Below are 24,372 nucleotides of genomic sequence, written 5' to 3' on the forward strand. Positions count from 1 at the left end.
ATAATGAATGAATAAATAATGAAAAGTTGGTGATGAAAGTGCATGGAATTGGACATGCTCATTCCACTGGCAGCCATCCGGGTGCAATTGATTTCAACATGAATCCTTATATTGTTATTTGGGAAGTGACAAGGGCTTGTCAGTTAAAATGTATCCATTGCCGGGCTGATGCACAAAACAGGCCTGACCCAATGGAATTAAGCCCGGAGGAAGGACTGAAGCTGATCGATCACATTTATGAGATGGGTAACCCAATGCTTGTGTTTACAGGCGGAGACTGTATGATGCGAGAGGATCTTTTTGAACTTGCTGAATATGCGGTGAAGAAAGGCATGCGCGTGTCAATGACACCAAGCGCTACAGATAATGTTACAAAAGAAAAAATGGAAAGAGCCAAGGAAGCTGGACTTTCAAGATGGGCTTTCAGCTTGGATGGTCCCACTCCTGAAATCCATGATCATTTTCGTGGAACTCCCGGTTCATTCAATCTGACAATCGAAAAAGTTAAATACCTAAATGAATTAAAAATGCCTTTGCAGCTTAACACGGTCATTTCACGGTATAATTATGAGTACCTTGAACAAATGGCTGAACTGATGAAAGAACTTAAAGTTGTGATGTGGTACATATTCCTTTTGGTTCCTACAGGCCGAGGCCAGCTGGATGCCTGTTTGACACCTGCAGAACATGAAAAAGTTTTCCGTTGGCTGTATGAATTAAGCAAGACTGCTCCATATGATATTAAAACGACGGCAGCCCAGCATTACCGCCGGGTTGTTTTCCAACAAAAAACCAGGGAACATAGCGTTAACAAGGATGAAATCCGGTATGAAGACACATTAACGAAAGATATGGCTTCTGTCATCGATGGCCTGAAACGTGCTCCAAAAGGGGTCAATGATGGCAACGGCTTTGTTTTCATTTCGCATACGGGAGATGTGATGCCATCCGGATTGCTTCCTTTAGTTGGCGGAAACGTTCGGGATAAGCCTTTAGCGGACATTTACCGCGATTCCCAAATCTTTAAGGACCTGCGTAATCCTGATCAATACAAAGGAAAATGCGGTGTTTGCGAATTCCGCTATGTCTGCGGGGGTTCCCGTTCAAGAACCTATGCGGTCACAGGAGACTACATGGGCAGCGAGCCATTCTGTGTCTATATCCCCGAGACAATGCGCAAAACGAAATCGCCAATCTAATGCCGATAGCTCCTGATAAAGGAGCTATTTTTATTTGGAATGCTGTTCTAATCCCAAGCCACAACATTAAAGAGAGTCGAATAGCAACACAACATTCTTATTTGATCAATATTGACACTTTTATGACTTCCTTTTTTCTGTGACATAAAGCACGGAAAACACCACCAACCAAGTTTTACAATAAAGTTAACGAAAGGATGGTGCAAAGATGACAATCAAGATTGATCAAGAAGCATTTAAATGGTTTGAAAGAGAATTCGACACACCAAAACCGTTTCACATCCGCCTTTATCCTCAATATGCCGGGTTTGGCGACAAGAATAAGGGCTATAGCCTGGCATTTTCGCTAGAAACTCCTGCCATTGCCGCCGAACAGCAGATAATTGACGGTATTACCTTTTATGTAGAGTCAAATGACACCTGGTTCTTTAATGAGACAGATGTAGAAATCAAGTACAGTGATACTGCCGGTGAAATATTCACCAAATACAATGAGCATCATTGATCATCAATATATATAACAACAATCATTGCATTAAAATGAAGCGGGGCTCCTGGCAGAACCAGGAGCTCTTCTTACATTTCCTCTGGAGCCTTGATTCCCAAAAGTCTCAGGCCTTCTTCGAGAACGATGCTGACTGCATTCACCAAAGCCAGCCGTGCATCTTTCTCCTCATTTTCTTTCAGGATCCTTACCTCTCCATAATATCTATTGAAAGCCTGGGCGAGATTCAATACATATTTTGCGATTTGAGATGGATCATTATTGTGGCAGGCTCTTATGACAGTTTCAGGGAAATCCATAAGCTCTGTGACAACTGGCCATTCAGCCGCACCTTCAAGCTTGATTTCCACACCAGTTACTGGACTTGCTGCCTGTCTTAAAATGGTTTTAGCCCGGGCATTTGTATATTGTACATATGGACCTGATTCTCCTTCGACCCTCAACATTTCCTCCAGGGAAAAATCAATATCATTCATTCTAAAATTCTTCAGGTCATGAAAAATGATTGCTCCTGTACCCACCATAGCAGCTGTTTCTTGCTGATTCGGGAGTAAAGGATTTTTTTCCTCGATATTCTTTTTAGCCAGCTCAATCGAGTCTTTAAGGACATCCTCCAGTAAAACAACTTTCCCTTTGCGCGTTGACATTTTCTTGCCATCTTTCAGCATCATTCCAAAAGGAACATGGATGATTCCATCCGCCCATTCAAAATCCATTTTTGCAAGAACCGCTTTTAACTGTTTAAAATGAAGACTTTGCTCATTTCCCACAACGTATAAAGATGTAATAAAAGAATGCTGATCATATCGATACTTGGCCGCGGCCAAATCCCGGGTCGCATACAATGTGGCACCGTCTGATTTTTTAATCAGGCAGGGTGGCAGGCCGATATCTTCCAATTGAACGACCAGAGCCCCATCTGATTCGTCAAGAAGCTCTTTGTTCCTTAGCATTTCAACAATAGGCTCCATTTTATCATTATAGAATGCTTCTCCAGCATATGAATCAAATTCAATCCCCAGCAGCTCATAAACCTTCTTGAACTCTTTCAATGATTCTTCCTTGAACCATTTCCACAATCCGAGTGCCTCTACATCTCCGTTTTCAAGACGCCTGAACCAATTTCGGCCTTCCTGCTCGAGTTCAGGATTGGTTTCTGCGGCTTCATGAAACTTTATATAAAGGGCCAGAAGCTCCTTTATCGGACTCTCTTTCACTTTCTGTTCACTGCCCCAAAGCTTATAGGCCGTAATTAGTTTGCCAAACTGAGTCCCCCAGTCTCCAAGATGGTTTATTTTAAACGTCTTGAATCCACACTTTTCATAAATTAGTGAAAGAGAATTTCCTATAACGGTAGAACGTAGATGCCCCATAGAAAAAGGTTTGGCAATATTAGGGGAGGAAAGATCAATTGTCACCGTATGTTGACGTCCTCGATTATAGTCCCCGTAATGGTTTTTCTTTTCTGTAATTTCATTGAGGATATAAGCTGCTGCTTTTGATTTATCCAAAAAAGCATTCACATACCCGCCAATTGCTTCAAAACGATCAAAGTCAGATTCATTTTTGGACTGTAATTTTTGGCTAATGTCTTTGGCAATTTCCACAGGTGACTTTCTCAGGGCTTTTGCCATCTGGAAGCAAGGAAAGGCCAAATCTCCGTGTTTCAGAAATTTTGGTTTTTCGATTAAACGTTCAATATTCTCATCAGATAGTATTCCTTTTAGTTCTTGAGCGAGTAATCCAGAATATTTTTTACGGTATTTCATTGTAGACCTCCCTTTAAAAAATAAAAAACCCCCGCCTCTAAAAAGAGACGAGAGTTTTATCCCGCGGTACCACTCTAATTGTTCCTGAAAGGAACCTGCTTTCATTGATAACGGAGTTCATTCCGGCCATCCCTAATGGTTTTCAGGAAGGCATCTCAAAAGTGCGCTTCATTACCCTATTTGCACCAGGCTTTCACCGTCCCCGGCTCGCTAACTCAAAAAAGGATAACTACTCTCTTTCTCATCGATTAGATATTTTTACCGTTATAAACAACAACTATGATCGATTGCAATCATTTTTTCACAGCCAAAACTGTATCAAATTCCTGGGTTGAACAATTGTTATCATCAAAGGTTTCAATATAATTTCCACCTGTATAATCTCCTATTACCTTCCGCCAAAAACTTCTCGCTGGTTCGTTTTTCTCGACCTGGATGACACTCCATCCGCCAGGAAATTGATCAAACAGCCTGGTAGCGACAATTCTGCCGAACCCTCTTCTGTAAAATTTCCTAAGGATAAAAAATTCGAGGATGACATTGGGTTCCCCGCTTTCAACCATGGCAAACCCAGCATATTCACCTTCATGTATGATGAAGAAAGCATGAAGATTCATATCAGTCCAATATGGTTTCAAATCAAACGGTGCGTAACTTCCGTTCTCCTCAAGCCTGATTTCCTGAAACAACGTAAACTCGTAGATATAGAATTGAATCAGATTCTGAAGGACTGCTTCATCCTCCTGTTTCACACGTACCAAATCGATCACAAGGATTCCCCTTTTTGAAACTGAATTTTTTATTTTAATTATTCGTTGATAATAAAGGAAAATCCTCTTTTAACCCGCTTTCATTTTTATTCCTCTCTGTCAGGATATGAATATTGGTAGGTAAGTTCTTTCTCATCTTTTGTTATCTCAACTATTTCCATCCCATCAGCAGATTCAAAAATATAGGATGGTCCCTCACCTCCAGTATGCTTCCAAACACCTGTTGCCTGGATCTTATCAAGATAATCTTTCATGTTTTGATCGGTACCTCGGTCCCAAGTATATTTTTCTGTGCCCCCATCGATTTCTGCCGGCCGTAACCCTACTGGATAAGGGAGCTTCCCATAGCCATGCACAACATATAGCAGCTGTTCGTGTTGATAAGGGGCTGGATTTTTAAGATCAAGTGACCCAATAATCTGAAATATTTCAGCATATTCAAGCTTTGGATAATCAAAGCTGAAATATAAAATATTCTTGCCCGCTTCCACAAAAAAAGTGGTAACGGAGGCTGACATCCATCATTTTTACATGTTCGATATATAATGTTGTAGGATAGGGAAAATTCTGCAGTTCTTTTTCAACATTCATCGCTTTGGAACTGATGATTTCCTTCTTTTTACGGTCATTCACGAATTCGGCAAAACCAACCTTTTCAGATTCTCCTTTTTTGTAAAATTCATAACCATCTGGACTTCTTTCACTATATATAGTTTCTAAATCCCATTTCAGACTGAACTCATTTACAGCATGTGATTGACCTGATCTGTCTTCATGTTGATCATAATTTTGAACTTGAAACAACAAGCCAGCAGATAAAAGCAGAAATAGCGACGTAAATACAACGTTTTTCAAATCGAATGTTCTTTCCTTCTTTTTTTGTGCTTTAATAGTTCGAATGGATGACCTTATTTTCAACCTCATTCTATCCCTTTCGCATTCACCTGGTGTCAGCTTTTTCAGCAATTCCCATTGTTCATCAGAAAATTTGTTCATTGTGTCCGCCTCCTTCCGCTATGTCCTTTTTCCTTAGTTCCGCAAGTCCCCTGGATAGTGTTTTCCTTATTTTTGATTCAGACCAGCCTAGGATTTCGACAATTTCTTTAGTGGAACAATCCTCGATTTTTTTCAGCGTGATCACAAGCCGGTGGTCAGGTTTAAGCTGTTGAATTGCTTTAAGGCTCCTTTCTACCGTATCTCGGTTTTCTATATATTTTTCGATATTTAAAGGTGATGCAATGTCTTTCCCCTCAGAAAATAACGTGATACTCCTTCTTCTTTTCCGCCTGCGTATTTCATCGAATACGAGGTGCTTTGCAATACTAAAAAGCCAGGTCTTCACACTCGCCCTCTTTTCAAATTTCTCGAAGGACGTATAAGCACGCAGAAATGTATCATGAACGAGGTCCTCACAGGATTGGCGATCACCCAGCATATAATAGATAAAACGGTAAAGATCTTTATAATACAATTCATACCATTCCATTACTTTTTGTTCTTTTAAGTTATCGCTAATTGTTGCCCACCTCATTTCCTTTATCTATACGATAGGTCGAAGAAAATTCAATAATGTGACACTTTTTCTCCTCTTTTTTCCATTATAAAATAAAATGGGCCGTTACCTTGTTAAGATAACGGCCCATTTTTTAATCTTCTTCTATTTCCCATGTATGTTCGAATTGTATACAGCCTTTTAATGTTTGTGCAACCGGACATCCTCTTTCGAAAACATTCAACGCCCTTTCGGCTGCTTCCCTTTTGCCAGTTGGAATCTTAAGTATATAGTGACAACTGATTTTCGTTATTTTCAATACTCCTTCAGGTGCTTCAATTGTACCTTGTACCTGTGCCTTTACTTTATCGGGTGAAGTCGGTATTTTACGCGCCTCCAGCGCGCCTGATAGGGTGCCGACCAGTCAGCCCCCTGCAGCAGCAACGATGTGATCCAGGGTTGAAGGGTATTCCACTTTAGGATTGACACCGTAGAATTGTTTTACACCGCCGTGTACACCGAACAACAAAGGTTCCTGGAAACCATCAATGTAGGCTTCTCTAATTTTGTTGGGAGTATCTTTTTGAATTACCGTTATTTTTGTTAAGGCAATTGGGTCAGACAATGAAACGATCCCTCCTTTTTTAGTTATTACAACCATAATAGAAAGATTAGTATTTTTCAAATAAAGTCCTTTGCATAAAAAAGGCAGCCCTTATTTTGATTCCTATGATACAAGCTGATGCTCGTCCGATAATTTTACATATGATGTTGTTGTAAGGTTCGGATCTTACCTATCTTCTTTAAAGGAAGGGGGTGGGGAGATGTTAATCACTGCTATCGTGGTACTATTGTTGGCTCTGGCTTTGGTCGTTGCTATCTTGTTGAATCAGGATGCACTTGCTGACGTCCTCTACAGATGCATCGGCGAAGTTATTGCTGTTGATAATGGTGTTGCTTAATCTCTTCAAATGATGTAGAACCTGGACCTTGTGACTGGCTCCCTGGCTATACCGGTATTGGCCGGGGAGACCCAAAATATCGAAAGGATCGGTGAAGATGAAAGAGAATGACCTAAATCTGGACATTGACATTGACCGTTTGAAAAAAGATCCCTCCTTGAATGAGGTACTTAATTTAACCCAGGCCATTTTTAAAAAGCTGCCACAAGAAACAAACGATGAGAAACCGATAAATTCAAAACCAGCTGAAACAACCACTTTCAACCAAGATAGTATTCAATCATTGTTGACAACAGCACAAAGTATCATCAACCCTGCTACTCTATCACTTCTCTCAAATGCATTGAAGCAGCAAAGTAACAAATCAGAGATTTCCAGGCAGGCGGTTGATGAGCTTACCTCCAGCATGAATGCTTTAAAAGAGGAATTGAAACAGGTGAAAACCGAGTTAGCAGAGAGGAACCAGCGTTTGACTGCGCTGGAATCAGAAGTAAAATCTCTTAAACACCGCAAGAGACGGTAAAAAACTGAGAGTCCTTCATCCAGATATGAAGAACTCTTTTTTCGTTTCTTTCTATTGTTTAGGATCGCCGAGAAGGATTTGGCAGACTTTTGGAGAATAAGGTCATATCATGGCATGGAGGTTTTGATTTTGAATACTGACACTTTGACAATCAATAAAACAAGCTGGGATGATGTGGCCCAAAACTTTTTTGGGAGAACGGCTTTGCCGGAATATGGTCCCTTTGCTCCTGACGAAAAGGAACTGAACCTATTCGGGGATTTAAACCATAAAAAAGTATTGGATATCGGATGCGGAAGCGGGCACTCCCTGAAAATACATGCAAGAAAAAAAGGCCGATGAGCTGTGGGGCCTCGATCTTTCCAGCACACAAATTCAGGCAGCCACAGAATTATTAAAAGGAACGAATGTCAAATTGTTTCAATCTCCTATGGAAGTGAACCCTGGAATTCCCGAAAGCCACTTTGATATTGTATACTCCATTTTTGCTTTAGGCTGGACAACCAATCTGGAACAGACGCTGATTAACATCAATCAATATTTAAAGCCGGGCGGAGCGTTTATTTTCAGTTGGGAACATCCTCTGTTTAGCCGGGTGCGAAATACTGAACATGGACTTTTACTCACAAAGTCTTATCATGAGGAAGGACCCTATGACCATGAAGCATGGAACCATCCCGCCATCATGCAGCTGCATAAAATCAGCACCTATCTCAATTCACTAGTCGAAGCTGGCTTTAAGATCGAAAAAATAATCGAGGAAATCAGGGTTTCCGAAGAACTATTGTCCAGAGATTCTAACAGGTGGTATAACTGGGAGAAAGTTAAGGCCGTTCCGACGACCGTTATTTTTAAATGCACGAAAGTATAGTAATTAAAGCGAGACTTCAACGATAATATAAAAAAAGGACTTTTGACTAGGTCCTTTTTTCAATCAATCTCTAAAGAGTTTTTGTGAAATAAAAGCTATTAAAAGATAGACTATGAAGGCAATAATACCAAAGTATATTCTGTTCTCCCATACGTATCCGCGGGCGAACGTCAGAATGGTAGCAGCAAAAAAACCTGTGAACAGGACCTGGTCAAGATTAAATTTGGTTTTCATCCTCTAACTCCAATCTGAACGAAACTATAAATCGTATTATTCCCAAATCTACCTGGTCAATTTGGATATCTTCTTTTAAATCCCATAGTTTTATTTCAGAAGTCTCCTCGTTTTGAATAAAAGGCATAAGTGAATAGATCGTAGAGAAGTATAGAGGATTGAACTTATCAGCCTTTGTCACGTGATTTTTTACCCTGGCTACCCCGATTAATTGCATACTTTCTACAATCTGTCCCGTTTCTTCAACCAATTCCCTTTTTGCACACTCCAATGGTGTTTCATTTTCTTCTCTTTTGCCAGCCGGCAACTCCCATTGCTGTCTCAAGCTGTTGTATCCTAGAAGATAATTCCCCTCTATTTCAACAATCGCAAAAGACCCAGCAAGTGGATGAACACACTCCATTTCCCGTTCACTCATCCTGATGCATTCAATCAATTCAAAACCATTATTCTGAGGTGATGCCATTAAGAAGCCTTCCCTTTTCGTCTCTTACCCTTGCACCAAAATGAACATGCCAATGCATATGTTTATTGCTTTGATAGTTACCTGCATTGGTAGAAATGGTACAGGCTCCATATTCTTTTTCAAGCCTCGCTGCTACTTCCCTGACAACCTGGAGCACATCCTCCAATAAATCCTTTTCTTCGGCTGTAACAGTCAAGAAAGAATGTATATGTTTTTTTGGAATGACAATGATATGTACTTCATAATAAGGGCGGGTATGGTAAAAGGCGAGACTATGTTCCGTTTCTTTGATGGTCTTTACAACCGTTTTGCCAGAAAGCACCTCATAACAATAAAAATCTTCCCATTGATTGTTAGCCACGTTTCAAACACCCCTCTTCATCCATCTAGTTTTTTCTGTTTATTTATCCCTGTTGCCGTTCTATTAAGGTTCATTACTTTTATCAAGATAACCTTGAATATATTTTAAATAACCTGACTGCAAATCTTTCGGCAAAAAGTACAAATGAAAGAACTTAAGATCGACTGATTCATGTTCATCTTTTTCCAAAATCCCTTTATATTCCCTTGTTGAATAAACAGTTGTGACAGAATAAAGTTCGTCTCCGTTCGCCACTTTTAAATAGAAGTCAGCGCCTGAGTACACGCCTTCGAGATTGAGGTCGCCTATAATAAGCCCTGTTTCTTCCTTTACTTCCCTTCTTGCTGTTTCCTCAAGACTCTCCCCTAACTCCATCAATCCACCTGGCAGGCCCCAGCCACCATCACTCCGAAGCTGCAGAAGCAATTCATCTTTCTCATTAAAAATCATGACAACTGCCCCGGGTAAAATCAGTGGCCGATGGCCAACCAACTTTCTTAGCTCAGCAATATATTCCAATGGTTTCACTCCATGCTATTTTTTAAAGGCCCTTTTCTCAAACTTTCTTGCTATTGACTACTAATTTGGATTGAATGACCTAGTTTTCTTTATAAAATTCAAGCTTATTCTGAGAAAAGAGCTTGCACACTTAAAAACGAACTTCAAAATTGCTTATAGCACGTTAAAATCGGCTTTAAGATTTTAACAACAATCTTTACGAAACTGCCTTTTTAAATAATCCAGCCAACAGTTCACTTGTTCCAAAAAGGCCTTCTTCAGGTGACCTGTCATTCATTTCCCTGATTTCCACTACTTCAAAATCCCTGAAGATTCTAGTTATTTTTTCAAATGTAAAACCTAATCCGCCTTTCATGCTTCTCCCTCTGTACACTTCCCAATCAGAAATGTCCGACCCGCCAAGTTTTCCACCCACAACAAAGCAGGTAAGGGCGAAATGGCCTCCGGGCTTTAAAGCACGAGTTACTAGGTCAATATAATCCATTCTCCGGTGTGGAGGGATATGATGAAAGCACCCTGAGTCATAGACTAGATCGTATGAACCCTCTTCTATATCCAATTCAAAAATATTTTGCTTTAGAAAGTTCACTTTCACATTTTCATCAAGCGCCCTTTCTTTTCCCCAGTTCAACCCCTCTTCAGATTGATCCACCGCATCCACAGAAAAACCTTTTCCAGCTAAATAAATAGCATTTCTTCCTGGACCGCATCCCAACTCCAGGACTTTACCAGTAGTTAATTTCCTTGTTTCCACATACTCTGCCAGATTCTCATCAGGGTAGTTTTTAAAAAAAGGGACTCCTCTGTCTCTGTCGGAATAAAAAACGTCCCAATTGAATTGCCTTTCCTCACTCAAAAGCTGATCAAGCATCTCCAATAAATCATCATAGCTGTATATACTTTCTTTCATCATTTTCCTCCTTTAATTCCCTTATCCCATCACTGGAGATATCATCTGCAAATGTTGTTTATCGCTGTTTGGCTTAATTACAACTGGTCTCATGGACCCAGAGAAACTCATCACAATTTCTTCGTCGGAAATTGATTTAAGAGCATCAATTAGAAAACTATTATTCAATGAAATCAAAATCTCCGGATTTCCTTCGAGTTCCCTGATAGGGATAGTCTCCTCTGTTCCCCCTAAATCTGAAGAATAGGAAGCAACCATTAGTCTCCCTTCCGAAACACTCAATTTCACCTTGTTTCTGCTTGTGTCGCGAGTAAACAGGCTGGCACGGTCAATAGCATTCAATAACTTCCTGGTAGAAAGGATCATTGATGTTTTTGATTCTGATGGGATAATGCTTGAAAGGTCAGGATAGTTCCCCTCAATTAATCTTGAGTACAAGGATAAATCTTGTGACTCGAAGACAAAGTAATTTTCTGATACATGGATTGTAACGGTACTATCATTGAAAAATCTTATGAATTCCCTTATTGAATTCAGTGGAATTATGTATGAACCGGCAATAGGGGATTCAAAATCAAGTTCACTCATTGACAATCGATGAGAATTTGTGGCTGCACATCTTAGTTTGTTGTTCAGGAACGAAATCGATATCCCTGTAAGGACCTGGCGAGAATCATTTACTGAAGCTGCGAATACAGTCTGTTTAACCATTTCGTGGAGGTGGTTTGCCTGCAGCTGGACGGTTTCATCGCTATTCACTTTTGGCAATGATGGGTATTCATCAACATTGAGACCATTTAGCTGAATCTTTATCTCATCAGCCTTTATAATAAGTTTATTATTATCCCCTGTTTCCACCGTGATTTCACCAGGCAATTTTTTAATTAACTCTGCTAAATATTTAGCAGGTGCAACAAAGCTGCCCTTTTCAATGATTTCAAGGTTTCCCTCATTACCAAACAGCTCTTTTTTCAGAAAAAAGTTATGATTGCTGACAATAAGAGTCAAACCTTCAGAATGGGCAACTACTTTAATGCCGCATAAAATTTGCGGAATAGGATTGGCCAAAACACTCCTGCTTAAATTCGATAGTGCTTCATAAAACAAGCCACTCTTAATGATAAATTTCATGCTTCTTTCCTTTCCTCTTTCTATATACTATAAATTCGACAAATTTTTGGAAAATCCTTGTAAAAATTAAAAAAGTGACCCCTCTTTAAGAAGAATCACTTTTGTTCAATTTGCATTTTTTTTGATGATAACCTGAATAACATGACCGGTGCCTGTGTGCAATTCACCTTCCACTCTTTCCTGTTCTCCATAAAAGAAATGAAGTACTTTGTAGCCTTTAATCCATTCTAAAACATCAGATGGATCGTAAAGCATCTCAACCGTCTTAGGTCCGCCTGTTCCGTATTTGACCTGGTCTTCTGAATATACCTCGAACATGATGGTGCCCCCCGGCTTGACAGTTGAAATCAATTTATCCATCACGGTTTTTTGATCATCTTTACTAAAATGACCAAATACCATAAAGGCTGCATCGAATTCTTCAGCAGGTACCCCATCATGTATTAAATTCTTTAGTTCCGTTGAGATTTTCACTTTATGCCGCTCCGCCAATGCATTCGTCTTATTCAAACCATTTTCTGCATAATCATAAGCCGTAACTATATGCCCCTGCAGTGCAAGATAAACCGCATTCCGGCCTTCTCCTTCAGCAAACGCCACGATTTTACTTCCTTTTCCTAATCTGTGTGCTTGTTCTTTTATGAATTGATTTGGTTCTTCACCATATACATACTGTTCGGTACCAAAACGTTCATGCCACGAATTTCCCATACGATCACTCCTTCCTAATCATTATACCCATTACCCTTTTTTTAGTATGATAAAAGTTCAGGTGGCTATTCTATTTTTAAGTGGGTATCAGTAACGAAAGGAGCTGAATTAAATGAAAGAATTAACATCAATTGATGAAGTAAAAAGTTTAATCAATGATAACGAATTAAGTTTTATTTATGTCTTGACCGATGGTTGAAGTGTCTGTCACGGATTGCTTCCTCAGGTCGAGGAAGTTTTGAAAGATTTCCCTAAAATCGAGACTGGGCTGGTCAATGCCGGGAAGGTCGAAGAAATAGCGGGATTCCTTATGGCGTTTACAGTACCCGTTTTAGTCTTGTATGCAGATGGACGAGAGTATTTAAGAGAGGCAAGAATCGTCCAGGTTGAGAAACTCAGGGAAGACGTCTCCAGGATTTATGAAGGATTCTTTGGAGAATAATTGGGGGGCTTGGTTAATCCAAGCTCTCGTTTTTCTTTTATATTGGCTCTGTTAAACAAGACTGTTGATTTTCGTTCCAGGCGCTTCGCTTTCCGCTGGAAGAATATTAAAAAACCAACTGCCGTCTTTTTCATAAGCAATTCTTCCTTGGGGCTGGCGCTGAGCCTCCTCGTCGCTTTGCTCCTGTGGGGTGCAAATGATTCCTCACGTGAATCATTTCACCTAGGTCTCACCTGTCCAGCTGCGCCCGCATGAGTCTTCGCGCCTTCCCCTACAATCAACAGGTGTAAAAACAACATTGAGCTTTAACAGAGCCTTATATTAAGGGTATTTTTCGTTAAGATCCATCAATTATGAAATATAATAACTTTATATTTCAACTTGGGAGGAAATCTTGCACCGATACCTACAATTTGTCTGAACACGATACCGATTTCGATAAATTCTGTGTTTTAATCTTCTCACTCCCAATCCGATATTCCCTTCTAACTCCTCTAAATATTAATCTTAGGTTAATGCATGAATTGTTCTCTTTTAAACAAAATAAGCCCTGTTGACAATTTCCTTTCCTAAGGAGAAACAAAATGAATATAAACACAATAAGGAGTGCGGTTATGGGAATTTTAAGCGGAAATCCAAAAGATGAACCTATGCATTATGGTGAGGTATATGGGGCCTGGACTCATTTATCAGTCAATCATGGTCTGATCGCTGCATACCAGACCTTTATCAATCACATTGGTGATGAGGATCTTAAAAAGCTTGTCCAAGAAGCAATTGAGGCGATGCAGGAAGAAAATAAGCAGGTTGAAGAACTGCTAAAAACGAATGGCATCGGGCTCCCTCCATCTTCACCTGAACGTCCTGTTGCCCATCTGGAAGATATTCCTCCTGGAGCAAGATTCAGTGACCCTGAAATTTCGGCGGCAGTCTCAAAGGATGTTGCAGAAGGTCTGATTGCCGCGAGTACTATGATCGGCCAGTCCATCAGAGAAGATATCGCGATGATGTACGGCCAATTCCATATGGCAAAGGCACAATTTGGCGCTAAAATGCTAAAGTTAAACAAAACAAAAGGCTGGCTGATTCCTCCTCCACTACAGGTAAAATCTACCGAGTAAAAATAATCATATTATGTAAACAATTTTTAAAACCAGACAAAAACAGCAGAACCCATGGCTCTGCTGTTTTTTGTTTAACTTTTTCTCCAAACCCTTTTGTTCTCGATCCTTCTCGTGTATCCAAGTGCATCGAGACGTTCAAGGAATGGAATCATATACTTACGTGATAACTCCACTGCTTCTTTTGCCTGTGAGACTTCAAATTCATCTCCCGTTTGCTCTTTCAGCTTACTCACTGCATCAGCAAAATGTTCTCCATACCAGGCGTATTGGTCATCCAGCATAACAATAACTTCCTGGTCTTCGAGGAAGCGTTTTAGTTCAAAGGAGATAGAGTCAGGTATGCCTGCATTTTTAATATAGTCATGCAAATAAGCAACCTTTAAGCCGTCTTTCTTAAGCTCGTTGATCAGATTCTCTGTCCGTTTTTCCCAGTTTTTCGGGACATGCGGAACAAATGCTGCAAGTGAGATATATTGTTCTTTTCTCGTGAATAAGCCCTTGCTGATTCCATTTTCGATTATGAATTCCAGCAACGTTTTAGGAAAAGATTTTTGCAGTGTTTGCAACAATTCAGCTTTATTCATGCCAGGACGCATTGGGCTTTCCTCGTGATAATCTTCCAATCGATCCATGATATCTTCTTCGATAAGGTCAATGATTGATGTCAGGGCATATTCTTTATTTGATACTTTGACAAACTGGTCATCTTTTAGATTGGATAAAATAGATCCCTCATCAAGTGCTGTCCGCTTAATCAGCTCTTCGACCGTCAGACTTTTTGCTTCGTATAAGGCAGCGTTCATTCTTTCAATCGGTGTTCCAGCTTTCTTTTTTTCCAACTCCTCAATTGTCTGCTGTCCAAATCGATACTTGTTTCCACGTGGGTCGATTACCCAACCGCCACCAATTGTCTCCTGCGGACTTGGCCTGCGGACAATGAACCGGTCTCCTCGTTTAGTGACGATTTTTTCATCAAGGCGCAGCTGGCAAAGAATCTCCCCATTCTCTTCTTTAAGTTCGTTTCGGTCAAAAAAGACAATCCGTCCCATTACTTCGGCAGTACCGATATGGCATTTTATGGGCGTCCTTTGTTTTACCAGGTGGTCAAGGTCCTCAACGACTCTAATGGCGACATCAATTGTATTGGTAACGATAAAATGTTCAGATGAAACCAGCACTTCACCCCGTTCGAGTTCGTCCCTCGATACCCCTGAAAGATTAATGGCAGCCCGCTGACCCGCGAACGCTTTTTTGGCAGGCTGATGATGTACCTGAAGCTGGCGGGCCCTTACTTCATGCCCTGATGGCAAGACTTTTAATTGCTGCCCTTCTTCAACCGTCCCCTCGTAAACAGTGCCTCTGACAACGGTGCCCTGGCCTTTTACCGAAAATACCTGGTCGATGGGCAGACGGAAAGCTCCCTTTACATCACGCATTTCCTGTTCTTGCAGCGTACCAATAATCAGTTCTTTCAGTTCAATGATTCCTTTTTTAGATAGGCTATCGACCATCATAAAAGGTGCATTTTCAAAAACGGTCCCTTTAAGCTCGCCAAGAATGTCGTCTTTCACAAGTTCGATGAAATCCTCTTCCACCCTGTCAATCTTTGTGATTGCAATAATTCCTGAACGAATCCCCAGAAATCCAAGAATGTCCAGATGCTCACGAGTTTGCGGCATGACCCCTTCATCGGCAGCGACAACGAGAACGACAAGATCAATCCCAGCTACACCGGCGATCATCTGGCGGATAAAACGCTCATGTCCCGGTACGTCCACCACCGAAATTTGCAGTTCTTCATCTTCATATAGTGGCGCAAAGCCCAGTTCAATCGAAATTTGCCGTTCTTTTTCTTCTTTCAGGCGGTCAGTGTCCACATTCGTCAACGCCTTGGTCAACGACGTTTTCCCGTGATCAATATGACCTGCCATCCCGATGGTAAAATACCTCTTGCTCAAATGCTGACACCTTCTTTTACTATGTATAAAGTAACTCTAACTTTAAATCGAAAATAGTTCAAGCGACGAAATGGGACAAGTATCCTGGTTCTCACATAAATTGTAAGTGAAGATACATCTGCTTCCCGAACCTTGGTCACTACATATCCAGGCAGGGTCTTTTGTCAATTAAACTCTTCTTACTCTCGTTATAAAAAAACTGCAGACACTTTCTTGCTTGTCTGCAGGTCTATTTTTACTATAAATCATTGATTAAACATAAAACGAAGCATGGCGGCAGCCGCAAGTCGGCTTGTGATATCACGGAAATCTTTAGAAGGATCTATTTCTACGATATCCATTGCTTTCACTTTTGGATGAGTGGCTGCAGCGGAAATGCTGGTAAGCAGTTCCCTGCTGGTTATGCCTCCCGGACCGATTGCCGGGCATCCTGGTGCAAATGCCTGGTCCACGACATCCATATCGACCGATAAATAGATTATATCTACTATTTTAGATAATCTGTCCAGTTCCTTTTTTATAATAGGTACTATGCCTGAAATCTCAACATCTTCCATTGTATAAACGGTAATCCCTTTATCCTTCGCATAATCATGATAGACTTTGGCATTCGCATAATCACGGATTCCTATCTGGACAAGATTCTCACCTTTAAGGTGACCTCCTTCAATGAGACTGCGGAATGGAGTGCCATTTGTCCGTCCGCCATCCTCCAGATTTCTGACATCATGGTGTGCATCCCATTGGAGGACACCTATCTCACCATATTGCTCACTGAATGCACGGATCGAAGGGTAGCTGACTCCATGGTCCCCACCGAGCAAGATATACCTGTTACAGGCATTCCTTGCAAGCATTTCTCCGACGCTTATACGGAGTCTTTCAATGGATTCCTCCATGTCAGTTGGATGCACCTGCACATCACCAAAGTCAAGGACCTTAATATTCTTATAATCTTGGTCTCTTTCCCCTGAAAAAGTAGAGAATGTACTAAGGCATGCCCTTATAGATTTAGGCGCATCCGATGCCTGTGACAAAGAAATAGAAGTTTTTGAGAACGGAAGACCGATCAACCCAATCTCCCCTATAGCTCCGTCTGTATAGGATGCAAGACACTCATTGACCTTGGTGACAAAATTGTCCTTGAATACTGCCTGCCTACCTGGCTGAAGATAGCTGAACTCCACTATAAGCCATCCTTTCCCAAAGTTTTTTGCCAGAACGGAAAACGCTTTGAGCATGATTCACACCATAATGGTACGGAATGTATTGATAATTAGGCACATCCCAGATCACGAAATCTGCGGGGCGTCCTATTTCAAGTGTCCCTGCCTCTTGGGGCTTACCGATTGCATGGGCGGCATTGATCGTAACTGCATTCCAGATTTCTTCCGCTGCCATTTTCAGTTTTAAAGCTGCGAGTGACATGATCATTTGCAGGTTTTCAGTCACACAGCTGCCTGGATTAAAATCTGTTGCCAGGGCGACTGCTGCACCCTCATCAATCATTTTCCTTGCACGAGCATACTGGTCTTTACCGAGATAAAATGTTGTACCTGGCAGTAAAACCGCTACTGTGCTGCCTTCAGCGAGCCGTTTGATTCCCTCATCTGAAGCGGCAACCAGATGGTCCGCACTTGCAGCTCCCAATGACACCGCCAGCTCAGTACCACCTAGCGGATCGATTTCATCAGCATGGATCTTCAATCCAAAACCCTTGTCTTTTGCAAGCTGTAAGTACTCCCTAGATTGTTCAATCGTAAAAACCCCTGTTTCACAAAAAATATCGATGAATTCCGCCAGCCCAGTTTCTTTGATTTCGTCGAATAAACCAGACATTAGGTCCAGGAACTGAGCTTCTTTCCCCTTAAATTCAGGAGGAACAGCATGTGCTCCCAGGAATGTTGATACAATCGAAACCGGATATTTTTCTTTTAACCTCTTGACCACCTGCAATTGCTTGAGCTCTGTCTCTGCATCCAGGCCATATCCGCTTTTGGCTTCCATGGTTGTCACACCATAAGAAATCATCCTTTCAAGGTGGAAGGATGCCTTTTTGAGCAATTCCGCTTCGGATGCTTTTTTAGTAGCTGAGACAGTTGACAAAATTCCCCCGCCCTTAGCCAATATTTCCAAATAAGGAACACCGGCCTGCTTTAACGAAAGCTCATGCTCACGCGAGCCACCAAAAACCAAATGAGTATGTGGATCAACAAGACCGGGGGAAACAACTTTTCCCTGGACATCGATTCGCTCAGAGGCTTTTAATGATTCAGCCTCCACGCTTGAGCCGAGCCAGGCCACTTTTCCTTCGATGATTCCCATTGCGGCATTCTCTCTTATATGCAGTTCTTTCATTTCCTCCCCTTTTAAGGGTCGATTTTTGAATAGCGGCAAAATGAGCTGCCCTATATTGTATAGAATCAAATCATATGTCAATGGTCTCCCACCCTTTCTATATACACTCAAAAGGCTCTATATCGAATTAGGAAGCAACTTCGAAAAGAGCCATTAAACACGTTAGAATCTGAACTCGTTCGAATTCCCCGTTCTTTTCTACATTACGGAAGCATTGGAATATCTACGCCTTTTTCTTTCGCTGTTTCAATCGCTTTTTCGTAACCTGCATCTGCATGGCGGGCAACGCCCATTCCAGGGTCCGTGGTCAGGACTCTTCTCAGTCTTTCCTCCGCCAGGTCCGTTCCATCAGCAACTGCAACCATACCTGCGTGAAGAGAATAGCCCATCCCTACTCCCCCTCCATGGTGGACAGAAATCCACGAGCCGCCGGCAGCGACATTGATTAGTGCATTAAGGATTGCCCAATCGCCGACTGCATCGCTGCCATCTTTCATCGCTTCAGTTTCCCGGTTTGGCGAAGCAACGGACCCGCTGTCCAAATGGTCTCTGCCGATTACAATCGGAGCTTTCAATTCACCATTTCGTACCAGCTCATTGATTGCCAATCCCATTTTCACTCGCTCACCATAGCCAAGCCAGCAAATCCGCGATGGCAGACCCTGGAATTCAACCTTTTCCTGAGCCATGTCAATCCAGCGCTGGAGGGCTTCATTTTCAGGGAAAAGTTCTTTGATTAGTTCATCTGTGCGATGGATGTCAGCAGGGTCACCTGACAAAGCTGCCCAGCGGAAAGGGCCTTTTCCTTCACAGAACAGCGGACGGATATAAGCAGGGACAAATCCAGGAAAGTCAAAAGCTTGCTCTTCTCCATGGTCCTTGGCCACCTGGCGAATATTGTTTCCGTAATCGAAAGTAACCGCTCCTCGGCGCTGGAACTCAAGCATGGATGCAACATGCTTAGCCATTGAGAATGATGATTGCTTAACATATTCCTCCGGGTTATTTTCCCGCAGTTGTGCTGCCTCCTCCAGATTCACCCCGACAGGTATATAGCCATTCAATGGATCGTGAGCCGAAGTCTGGTCCGTTACGATTTCGACTTGAAAGTTTCTTGACAAAAGTTCAAGATGGACTTCTGCTGCATTGCCTACAAGACCAATCGAAAGTGCTGTACCCTTATGCTTCGCTTCCTTTGCCCATTGAATCGCTTCATCGATTGAATGGGTCATCCTGTCGCAATAACGCGTATCCAGACGTTTTTGGATACGCTGCGGGTCGATTTCCACCGCAATGCAAACACCTCCGTTCATCGTGACGGCCAGCGGCTGGGCTCCTCCCATGCCTCCGAGACCCGCGGTCAGTGTAATTGTATGTTTTAGCGTACCGCCAAAATGCTGTCTCGCAACCTCGGCGAAGGTTTCATATGTGCCCTGCAGAATCCCTTGTGAACCAATATAAATCCAGCTTCCCGCAGTCATCTGCCCATACATCATCAAACCTTTTTTATCAAGTTCATGGAAATGATCCCAATTTGCCCATTTAGGGACCAATACTGAATTCGAAATCAAGACGCGGGGAGCTGCTTGGTGTGTTTTGAATACCGCAACAGGTTTACCAGATTGGACAAGCATTGTTTCATCATTTTCGAGCCTTCTTAGCGTTTCAACAATTGCATCGAACGCCTCCCAGTTACGCGCGGCTTTGCCAATTCCTCCATAAACGACTAGGTCTTGCGGTTTTTCTGCGACCTCGGGGTCTAGATTGTTATAAAGCATTCTTAATGCCGCTTCCTGTTCCCAGCCTTTACATTCGAGTTCCAGGCCCTTTTTCGCTTTAATATTGCGTTTCGCTTTTATTGTCATCATTTCCACTCCTCTTAATAAATTAGATTATCAAACTAAGCTCCCATGCTTTTTTATAGCTGTCCACTGCCAGTTATTTTTTTTTAGCCACTCTGCCAGTCTCTCAATATCCTCAGAGAAAACGCGATCTTCTGTGATTGAAGGAACAATCTTTCTGGCATCCTCGTAAAAGCTTCTTGTTTTTGGCGCCATTTTTTCGATTCCCCGGTATTGGACTGCCTGGAGTGCACAAATACATTCTATGGCCAGCACACGCCTGACATTCTGAATAATGCTGTAGGCATGGCGGGCTGCAATGGTCCCCATGCTCACATGGTCCTCCTGGTTGGCTGAGGATGGAATAGAATCTACACTTGCCGGATGTGCGAGCGTCTTATTTTCGGAAACAAGAGAGGCCGCGCTGTATTGCATGATCATCGCACCAGACTGAAGTCCAGGCTGTGGACTCAAAAATGGAGGAAGGTCATTTAATTGAGGATTGACCAGCCGCTCAATACGTCTTTCAGAAATACTCGCAAATTCTGCGACAGCAATTTTCATGAAGTCCATCGCAATGGCAATCGGCTGGCCATGGAAGTTGCCTCCCGATATTACGGTCTCACCACTGTCAAAAATAAGAGGATTATCCGTAGCAGCATTCATTTCGATTTCAAGCTTTTCTTTCACATAATCAAGTGCCTGCCAGGAAGCACCATGCACCTGTGGTATGCATCTTAGCGAATATGCGTCCTGCACCCGTTTTTCTCCCTGGTGTGTCGTCAGCTTGCTCCCTGCAAGCAGGTCTCTCATACGTTCAGCTACGTCCATTTGCTGCTGGTAACCTCTCGCCGAATGGACAGCAGGATGGAATGCATCAATGACGCCCTCCAGTCCTTCCATAGTAAGGGAAGCAATCCACTCTGACTGATATGCCAGATCGTTTGCCTCCAGCCAGTTGACAACTCCCATCGCCGTCATTGCCTGTGTACCATTAATTAGTGCAAGACCCTCTTTAGCTTTTAACTCGATCGCTTCGAGTCCTTCTTTTTCATACGCTTCGGAAGTGGAGCATACCTTGCCCTGATAATAAACTTTCCCTTCTCCGAGCAGAACAAGTGCCAAATGTGAAAGCGGAGCTAAATCTCCGGAAGCACCAAGCGAACCTTGCTGCGGCACAACTGGATGGATCTGCAGGTTAAGCAATTCCTTTAATCGTTCTACAATCACTGGCCTGATCCCGGAATATCCTTTGATTAAGGCGTTAAGCCGCAGCAAAATCATTGCCCGTGAAACCACTTCCGGAAAAGGATCCCCCACGCCGCAGGCATGCGAACGAATCAAATTCAATTGCAGTGAGTTAACATCCCGTTCATCGATGATGACATCACTGAATTTGCCAAAACCTGTGTTTATTCCGTAAATCGTACGCTTTTCCGCTACGATTTTTTCTACTGCTTCCCTGCTTTTTTCAACCTTTTCCATACTTTCCGGACTGATCGCTACGATTTCATCCTGATAACAAACCTGCCTGATTTGTTCCAAGGTTAATGATTCACCCGTTAATACAACCATTCACGCTACCCCCTGATCGGATAAAATAAAAAGGAGACGATAATGGCATACTTAAACCATCATCGCCTCCTTATGACTAGTGGACTATAGGCAATGCAACTTCATATATGATTGATTCCCAACCCAACCGTTTCGTGTTCAGAACCTTTTACTGGAGCGCCAATCGTTCCATAGAACGCAACAGCAATCCATTCACCTTCTGCACGATCCTCGAAGGGTGTTCCCCTTACGACAGCAAATCTCAGACCGACTGTCCTGCTCATTTCACCAATAGATAGATGGCCGCGTGTAACACCTTCCATCCCTTCCATTATTGCATGGTACAGAGCATGTGTTTCACGGTATAAATGAGGATGAATGAGTCCATGGCGTTTGGCAGCTGTTTCCACTGCGGAAATTACCTTTTGTAAATTCATTGATCCTACCTTGCCAAGACAATAGCTTACATCACTCAACCTATCCTGAAAAAACACCATCTCTTCTTCTGTGAAAGATGCCAGCAGTACCGCTGTTTTCCCAATCGCAATTTTACTCATCACTAACTCCATTTTCTGAATTTTAACTATTGACTAATAACTTACGTTAATTTTATGTTTCCTGATGGCTGGTGTCAACCACTTTGGAAAATTTTAGTATTCTAATATAGTAGTATGATACCCTGTTAAAGCGATTAAAAAAGCACCGCAAAGGCGCTTTACATTACTTATCTTCTATAGATTCCGCCAATTTGAAAAGAAAATCATAAATTAGAATAAAAGCATCTTTTATAGATAGGCTCTCCTTGTATCCTTCCAGGCCATTCAATGCGAAATTGAGGCTCCATAATCCTTCATTGCCGTCGAACATTAAATCGTATCCTGCATCTTGAAGGCTCTGCTCCAGATAGTTTTTGATGGCAGGCCCCATCTTTTTTTGCAGTTTAAGGCCAAGCATGACATCGTAGGTCCCAAATACATCATCATTTTCAAAACTTACTGCATCGACACCGATCAAATCAAACCATTTCGATTCCATGTACATGAATTCATTTTTCCGGTCTTTAAAATAGGAGATTGGCTTCTCGAGGAAGTCGAATGATTCCTCACCAAGGAATTCCTCCGTTTCTTTGTCCCCTCTTTCAATATATGCACGATCAAAAAGGGTACCCGAATCTAAAACTTTTGCCTCTGTTCCCTCGAGAAGTCCTTGGCGTTCCGCATATTCTTTTACGACATTATGTAATTCGACAGGCCCATCTTGTGTTGTGAGATAATTCTCCACCTGGTTTTTCAGCATTTCATTACCCTCCATAATTGGTTAACTGTTATTTATATTGAATGGTTATTTTGGAAATAGCAAATATTCTTGATCATTATTCCCCAAATTTACTAAAGTTTTACGGAAGTATAGTCACATCCCCATACATTCCACTGCTTTTCCCCATATCCTGTTATTACACCACCATTCGAATGAAAGGAGAGGCGAATTCATGAATTATTATTACAAGGATGACCATCGGCCAGACGACAATGACCTCTGGCATTCCAAAGACAAAAATAAACAACGGAAACATGATCAGCATGAACAATGGGATAACTGGGATGACCACAAGGACCTCAAAAAACGCAAGGATAAGGATAAACACAAGGACTGGGACCATAATCACCATTACGAATCGGATGACTGGGACGACCATAGGGATTCCAAAAAATGCAAGGATAAGGATAAACATAAGGGTTGGGACCATGATTTCCATTATGAATCGGATGACTGGGATGACCGCAAGGACCGTAAAAAATGCAAGGATAAGGATAAACACAAGGACTGGGACCATGATTTCCATTATGAATCGGATGACTGGGATGACCGCAAGGACCGTAAAAAATGCAAGGATAAGGATAAACACAAGGACTGGGACCATGACCACCATAACGAATCGGATGACTGGTTTGACCACAAGGATCGTAAAAAATGGAGGGGAAAAGATAAACACAAGGACTGGGACGATGATTTCCATGATTGCGGCTGTGAAAAAGACCATCACCATGAAAAACATTCCCATAATTGCGTTTGCAAAAAGGTAAGGGATATAAATGAAGCTCAGCATAAGGTATCAAAAAGGAAAAACGGCTGTGATGTCAGCTGCGAGCGTTCGATTCAGGAACTGCTGCAGCAAGGCAAGCATCCAAACTTTGATACCATTCCCTTTAAATTATTATGCGGTTGCAGCAAAGGTAACTGTGAGACATTTGTAGGTACCGGAGTAGTGAAGATCGATGGCTGTTTTTATGATATAAAATCTACCTTTTTCCGCGTTGTTGATTTTGTAAAAGGATCTAGCTGCTGCGCGATTCTCGAACTGCTTTGTCCTGAGAGATGTGAAGGAAAGCATCATGGCATTGAAGGCTTTATCAGAACAGGAGCTTGCTTTGAAGTCGATTTAAAAGATTTCGTAGGCATTACCTGCTTTCCCCCAGTCAAAGCCAAAAAAATGGACCCACATAAGCTCTTATGCTCTGGACGCGGGTGATCCCAATAGATTGAATGCCCCACTTATGTGGGGTTTATTTACTGTTAGTTCATAAATACCTATCAATTTCTCTTATCTGTACTTTTCGGTAAAAATATGTGAATGCCCCCTATCATTCGTCTATTCAATCATTGGTGTACTG

At 41.9% G+C, this 24,372-nt stretch carries 27 protein-coding genes, 1 pseudogene and 1 other annotated feature; of the genes and pseudogenes, 8 read left to right on the forward strand and 20 right to left on the reverse strand.

The genetic code is table 11. The features are described 5' to 3' along the window. Nucleotides 1-32 precede the first annotated feature (32 nt). Nucleotides 33-1,199, forward strand: coding sequence for a TIGR04053 family radical SAM/SPASM domain-containing protein (locus tag M3593_RS01790; protein ID WP_144479524.1), 1,167 nt, complete (start codon nt 33-35; stop codon nt 1,197-1,199). A gap of 208 nt (nt 1,200-1,407) precedes the next feature. Further along, complete coding sequence (locus M3593_RS01795) at nt 1,408-1,704, forward strand: HesB/YadR/YfhF family protein (protein ID WP_144479526.1); 297 nt, start codon at nt 1,408-1,410, stop codon at nt 1,702-1,704. 71 nt (nt 1,705-1,775) lie between these two features. On the opposite strand, the gene argS is transcribed toward M3593_RS01795, so the two are convergent. The 7 genes from argS to M3593_RS01830 all read right to left on the reverse strand — a co-directional run bounded on the left by argS (nt 1,776) and on the right by M3593_RS01830 (nt 6,360). After that, nucleotides 1,776-3,473, reverse strand: coding sequence for an arginine--tRNA ligase (gene argS, locus M3593_RS01800; protein WP_251540419.1), 1,698 nt, complete (start codon nt 3,471-3,473; stop codon nt 1,776-1,778). Between the two features lie 40 nt (nt 3,474-3,513). Then, nucleotides 3,514-3,727: a binding site (T-box leader), on the reverse strand. A gap of 39 nt (nt 3,728-3,766) precedes the next feature. Next, nucleotides 3,767-4,243: a GNAT family N-acetyltransferase gene (locus M3593_RS01805; RefSeq protein ID WP_144479530.1), complete on the reverse strand. Its 477-nt coding sequence runs from the start codon at nt 4,241-4,243 to the stop codon at nt 3,767-3,769. An 86-nt stretch (nt 4,244-4,329) separates the two neighbouring features. Next, on the reverse strand, nt 4,330-4,761 hold the full coding sequence (locus M3593_RS01810) for a hypothetical protein (RefSeq protein WP_251665098.1): 432 nt from the start codon (nt 4,759-4,761) through the stop codon (nt 4,330-4,332). Further along, nucleotides 4,697-5,239 carry a hypothetical protein gene (locus tag M3593_RS01815; RefSeq protein ID WP_251665099.1) on the reverse strand — a complete coding sequence of 181 codons (543 nt, stop codon included), beginning with the start codon at nt 5,237-5,239 and terminating at the stop codon, nt 4,697-4,699. Before M3593_RS01815 ends, M3593_RS01810 begins: the two co-directional genes overlap by 65 nt. Further along, complete coding sequence (locus tag M3593_RS01820; protein WP_251540421.1) at nt 5,223-5,774, reverse strand: RNA polymerase sigma factor; 552 nt, start codon at nt 5,772-5,774, stop codon at nt 5,223-5,225. The genes M3593_RS01815 and M3593_RS01820 overlap by 17 nt, the downstream gene beginning before the upstream one ends. Before the next feature lie 115 nt (nt 5,775-5,889). Further along, nucleotides 5,890-6,159 (reverse strand): OsmC family protein, encoded by a 270-nt coding sequence (locus M3593_RS01825; protein WP_144479536.1) that lies wholly within the window; start codon nt 6,157-6,159, stop codon nt 5,890-5,892. Then, nucleotides 6,160-6,360, reverse strand: coding sequence for a hypothetical protein (locus M3593_RS01830; protein ID WP_186326826.1), 201 nt, complete (start codon nt 6,358-6,360; stop codon nt 6,160-6,162). Between the two features lie 199 nt (nt 6,361-6,559). Here M3593_RS01830 and M3593_RS01835 point away from each other — a divergent pair, with 199 nt between their 5' ends. The 3 genes and pseudogenes from M3593_RS01835 to M3593_RS01845 all read left to right on the forward strand — a co-directional run bounded on the left by M3593_RS01835 (nt 6,560) and on the right by M3593_RS01845 (nt 8,091). Continuing rightward, on the forward strand, nt 6,560-6,697 hold the full coding sequence (locus tag M3593_RS01835) for a hypothetical protein (RefSeq protein WP_251540422.1): 138 nt from the start codon (nt 6,560-6,562) through the stop codon (nt 6,695-6,697). 97 nt (nt 6,698-6,794) lie between these two features. After that, the gene (locus M3593_RS01840; protein ID WP_251540423.1) at nt 6,795-7,220 is read left to right on the forward strand and encodes a hypothetical protein; all 426 of its coding nucleotides are present in this window, start codon (nt 6,795-6,797) and stop codon (nt 7,218-7,220) included. A 114-nt stretch (nt 7,221-7,334) separates the two neighbouring features. Next, nucleotides 7,335-8,091 (forward strand): annotated as a pseudogene (locus M3593_RS01845) (class I SAM-dependent methyltransferase). A gap of 217 nt (nt 8,092-8,308) precedes the next feature. Here M3593_RS01845 and M3593_RS01850 read toward each other — a convergent pair. From M3593_RS01850 to M3593_RS01875, 6 genes are all read right to left on the reverse strand, one after another. Beyond that, nucleotides 8,309-8,791, reverse strand: a complete 483-nt coding sequence (locus M3593_RS01850) for an NUDIX domain-containing protein (protein WP_251540425.1) — start codon at nt 8,789-8,791, stop codon at nt 8,309-8,311. Next, nucleotides 8,772-9,152 carry an HIT family protein gene (locus M3593_RS01855; protein WP_251540427.1) on the reverse strand — a complete coding sequence of 127 codons (381 nt, stop codon included), beginning with the start codon at nt 9,150-9,152 and terminating at the stop codon, nt 8,772-8,774. The genes M3593_RS01850 and M3593_RS01855 overlap by 20 nt, the downstream gene beginning before the upstream one ends. Before the next feature lie 63 nt (nt 9,153-9,215). Beyond that, on the reverse strand, nt 9,216-9,671 hold the full coding sequence (locus M3593_RS01860; RefSeq protein WP_251540428.1) for an NUDIX hydrolase: 456 nt from the start codon (nt 9,669-9,671) through the stop codon (nt 9,216-9,218). Between the two features lie 196 nt (nt 9,672-9,867). Next, complete coding sequence (locus M3593_RS01865) at nt 9,868-10,581, reverse strand: class I SAM-dependent methyltransferase (protein ID WP_251541229.1); 714 nt, start codon at nt 10,579-10,581, stop codon at nt 9,868-9,870. A 21-nt stretch (nt 10,582-10,602) separates the two neighbouring features. Next, entirely contained in the window at nt 10,603-11,712 is a 1,110-nt protein-coding gene (gene dnaN / locus M3593_RS01870; RefSeq protein ID WP_144479545.1) for a DNA polymerase III subunit beta, read from the reverse strand. Between the two features lie 105 nt (nt 11,713-11,817). Beyond that, complete coding sequence (locus tag M3593_RS01875) at nt 11,818-12,423, reverse strand: class I SAM-dependent methyltransferase (protein WP_251540429.1); 606 nt, start codon at nt 12,421-12,423, stop codon at nt 11,818-11,820. A gap of 238 nt (nt 12,424-12,661) precedes the next feature. Between M3593_RS01875 and M3593_RS01880 the strand changes: the two genes are divergently transcribed. Together M3593_RS01880 and M3593_RS01885 are read left to right on the forward strand one after the other, a co-directional pair. Continuing rightward, nucleotides 12,662-12,865 carry a thioredoxin gene (locus M3593_RS01880; protein WP_144479549.1) on the forward strand — a complete coding sequence of 68 codons (204 nt, stop codon included), beginning with the start codon at nt 12,662-12,664 and terminating at the stop codon, nt 12,863-12,865. A gap of 614 nt (nt 12,866-13,479) precedes the next feature. Further along, the gene (locus M3593_RS01885) at nt 13,480-13,986 is read left to right on the forward strand and encodes a DUF3231 family protein (protein ID WP_144480019.1); all 507 of its coding nucleotides are present in this window, start codon (nt 13,480-13,482) and stop codon (nt 13,984-13,986) included. 74 nt (nt 13,987-14,060) lie between these two features. Here M3593_RS01885 and selB read toward each other — a convergent pair whose 3' ends face one another. The 7 genes from selB to M3593_RS01920 form a co-directional block, all read right to left on the reverse strand. Then, nucleotides 14,061-15,947 (reverse strand): selenocysteine-specific translation elongation factor, encoded by a 1,887-nt coding sequence (gene selB / locus M3593_RS01890; RefSeq protein WP_285847885.1) that lies wholly within the window; start codon nt 15,945-15,947, stop codon nt 14,061-14,063. A gap of 245 nt (nt 15,948-16,192) precedes the next feature. Next, nucleotides 16,193-17,134 (reverse strand): formimidoylglutamase, encoded by a 942-nt coding sequence (gene hutG / locus M3593_RS01895; RefSeq protein ID WP_313959732.1) that lies wholly within the window; start codon nt 17,132-17,134, stop codon nt 16,193-16,195. Then, nucleotides 17,106-18,305, reverse strand: coding sequence for an imidazolonepropionase (hutI, locus tag M3593_RS01900; RefSeq protein ID WP_222125082.1), 1,200 nt, complete (start codon nt 18,303-18,305; stop codon nt 17,106-17,108). Before hutI ends, hutG begins: the two co-directional genes overlap by 29 nt. Nucleotides 18,306-18,508: 203 nt before the next feature. After that, nucleotides 18,509-20,170: a urocanate hydratase gene (gene hutU, locus M3593_RS01905; RefSeq protein WP_144480023.1), complete on the reverse strand. Its 1,662-nt coding sequence runs from the start codon at nt 20,168-20,170 to the stop codon at nt 18,509-18,511. 30 nt (nt 20,171-20,200) lie between these two features. Beyond that, nucleotides 20,201-21,721 (reverse strand): histidine ammonia-lyase, encoded by a 1,521-nt coding sequence (gene hutH / locus M3593_RS01910; protein ID WP_144479555.1) that lies wholly within the window; start codon nt 21,719-21,721, stop codon nt 20,201-20,203. Between the two features lie 101 nt (nt 21,722-21,822). After that, nucleotides 21,823-22,257 carry a histidine utilization transcription antiterminator HutP gene (hutP, locus tag M3593_RS01915; RefSeq protein ID WP_144479557.1) on the reverse strand — a complete coding sequence of 145 codons (435 nt, stop codon included), beginning with the start codon at nt 22,255-22,257 and terminating at the stop codon, nt 21,823-21,825. A gap of 163 nt (nt 22,258-22,420) precedes the next feature. After that, complete coding sequence (locus M3593_RS01920; protein ID WP_144479559.1) at nt 22,421-22,996, reverse strand: branched-chain amino acid aminotransferase; 576 nt, start codon at nt 22,994-22,996, stop codon at nt 22,421-22,423. Nucleotides 22,997-23,189: 193 nt separating this feature from the next. Between M3593_RS01920 and M3593_RS01925 the strand changes: the two genes are divergently transcribed. After that, complete coding sequence (locus M3593_RS01925; protein WP_251540430.1) at nt 23,190-24,230, forward strand: CotY/CotZ family spore coat protein; 1,041 nt, start codon at nt 23,190-23,192, stop codon at nt 24,228-24,230. Nucleotides 24,231-24,372: the final 142 nt, after the last annotated feature.

The sequence above is a fragment of the Mesobacillus sp. MER 48 genome, from assembly GCF_023714225.1.
In the GTDB taxonomy this organism is placed as follows: domain Bacteria; phylum Bacillota; class Bacilli; order Bacillales; family Cytobacillaceae; genus Mesobacillus; species Mesobacillus oceanisediminis_A.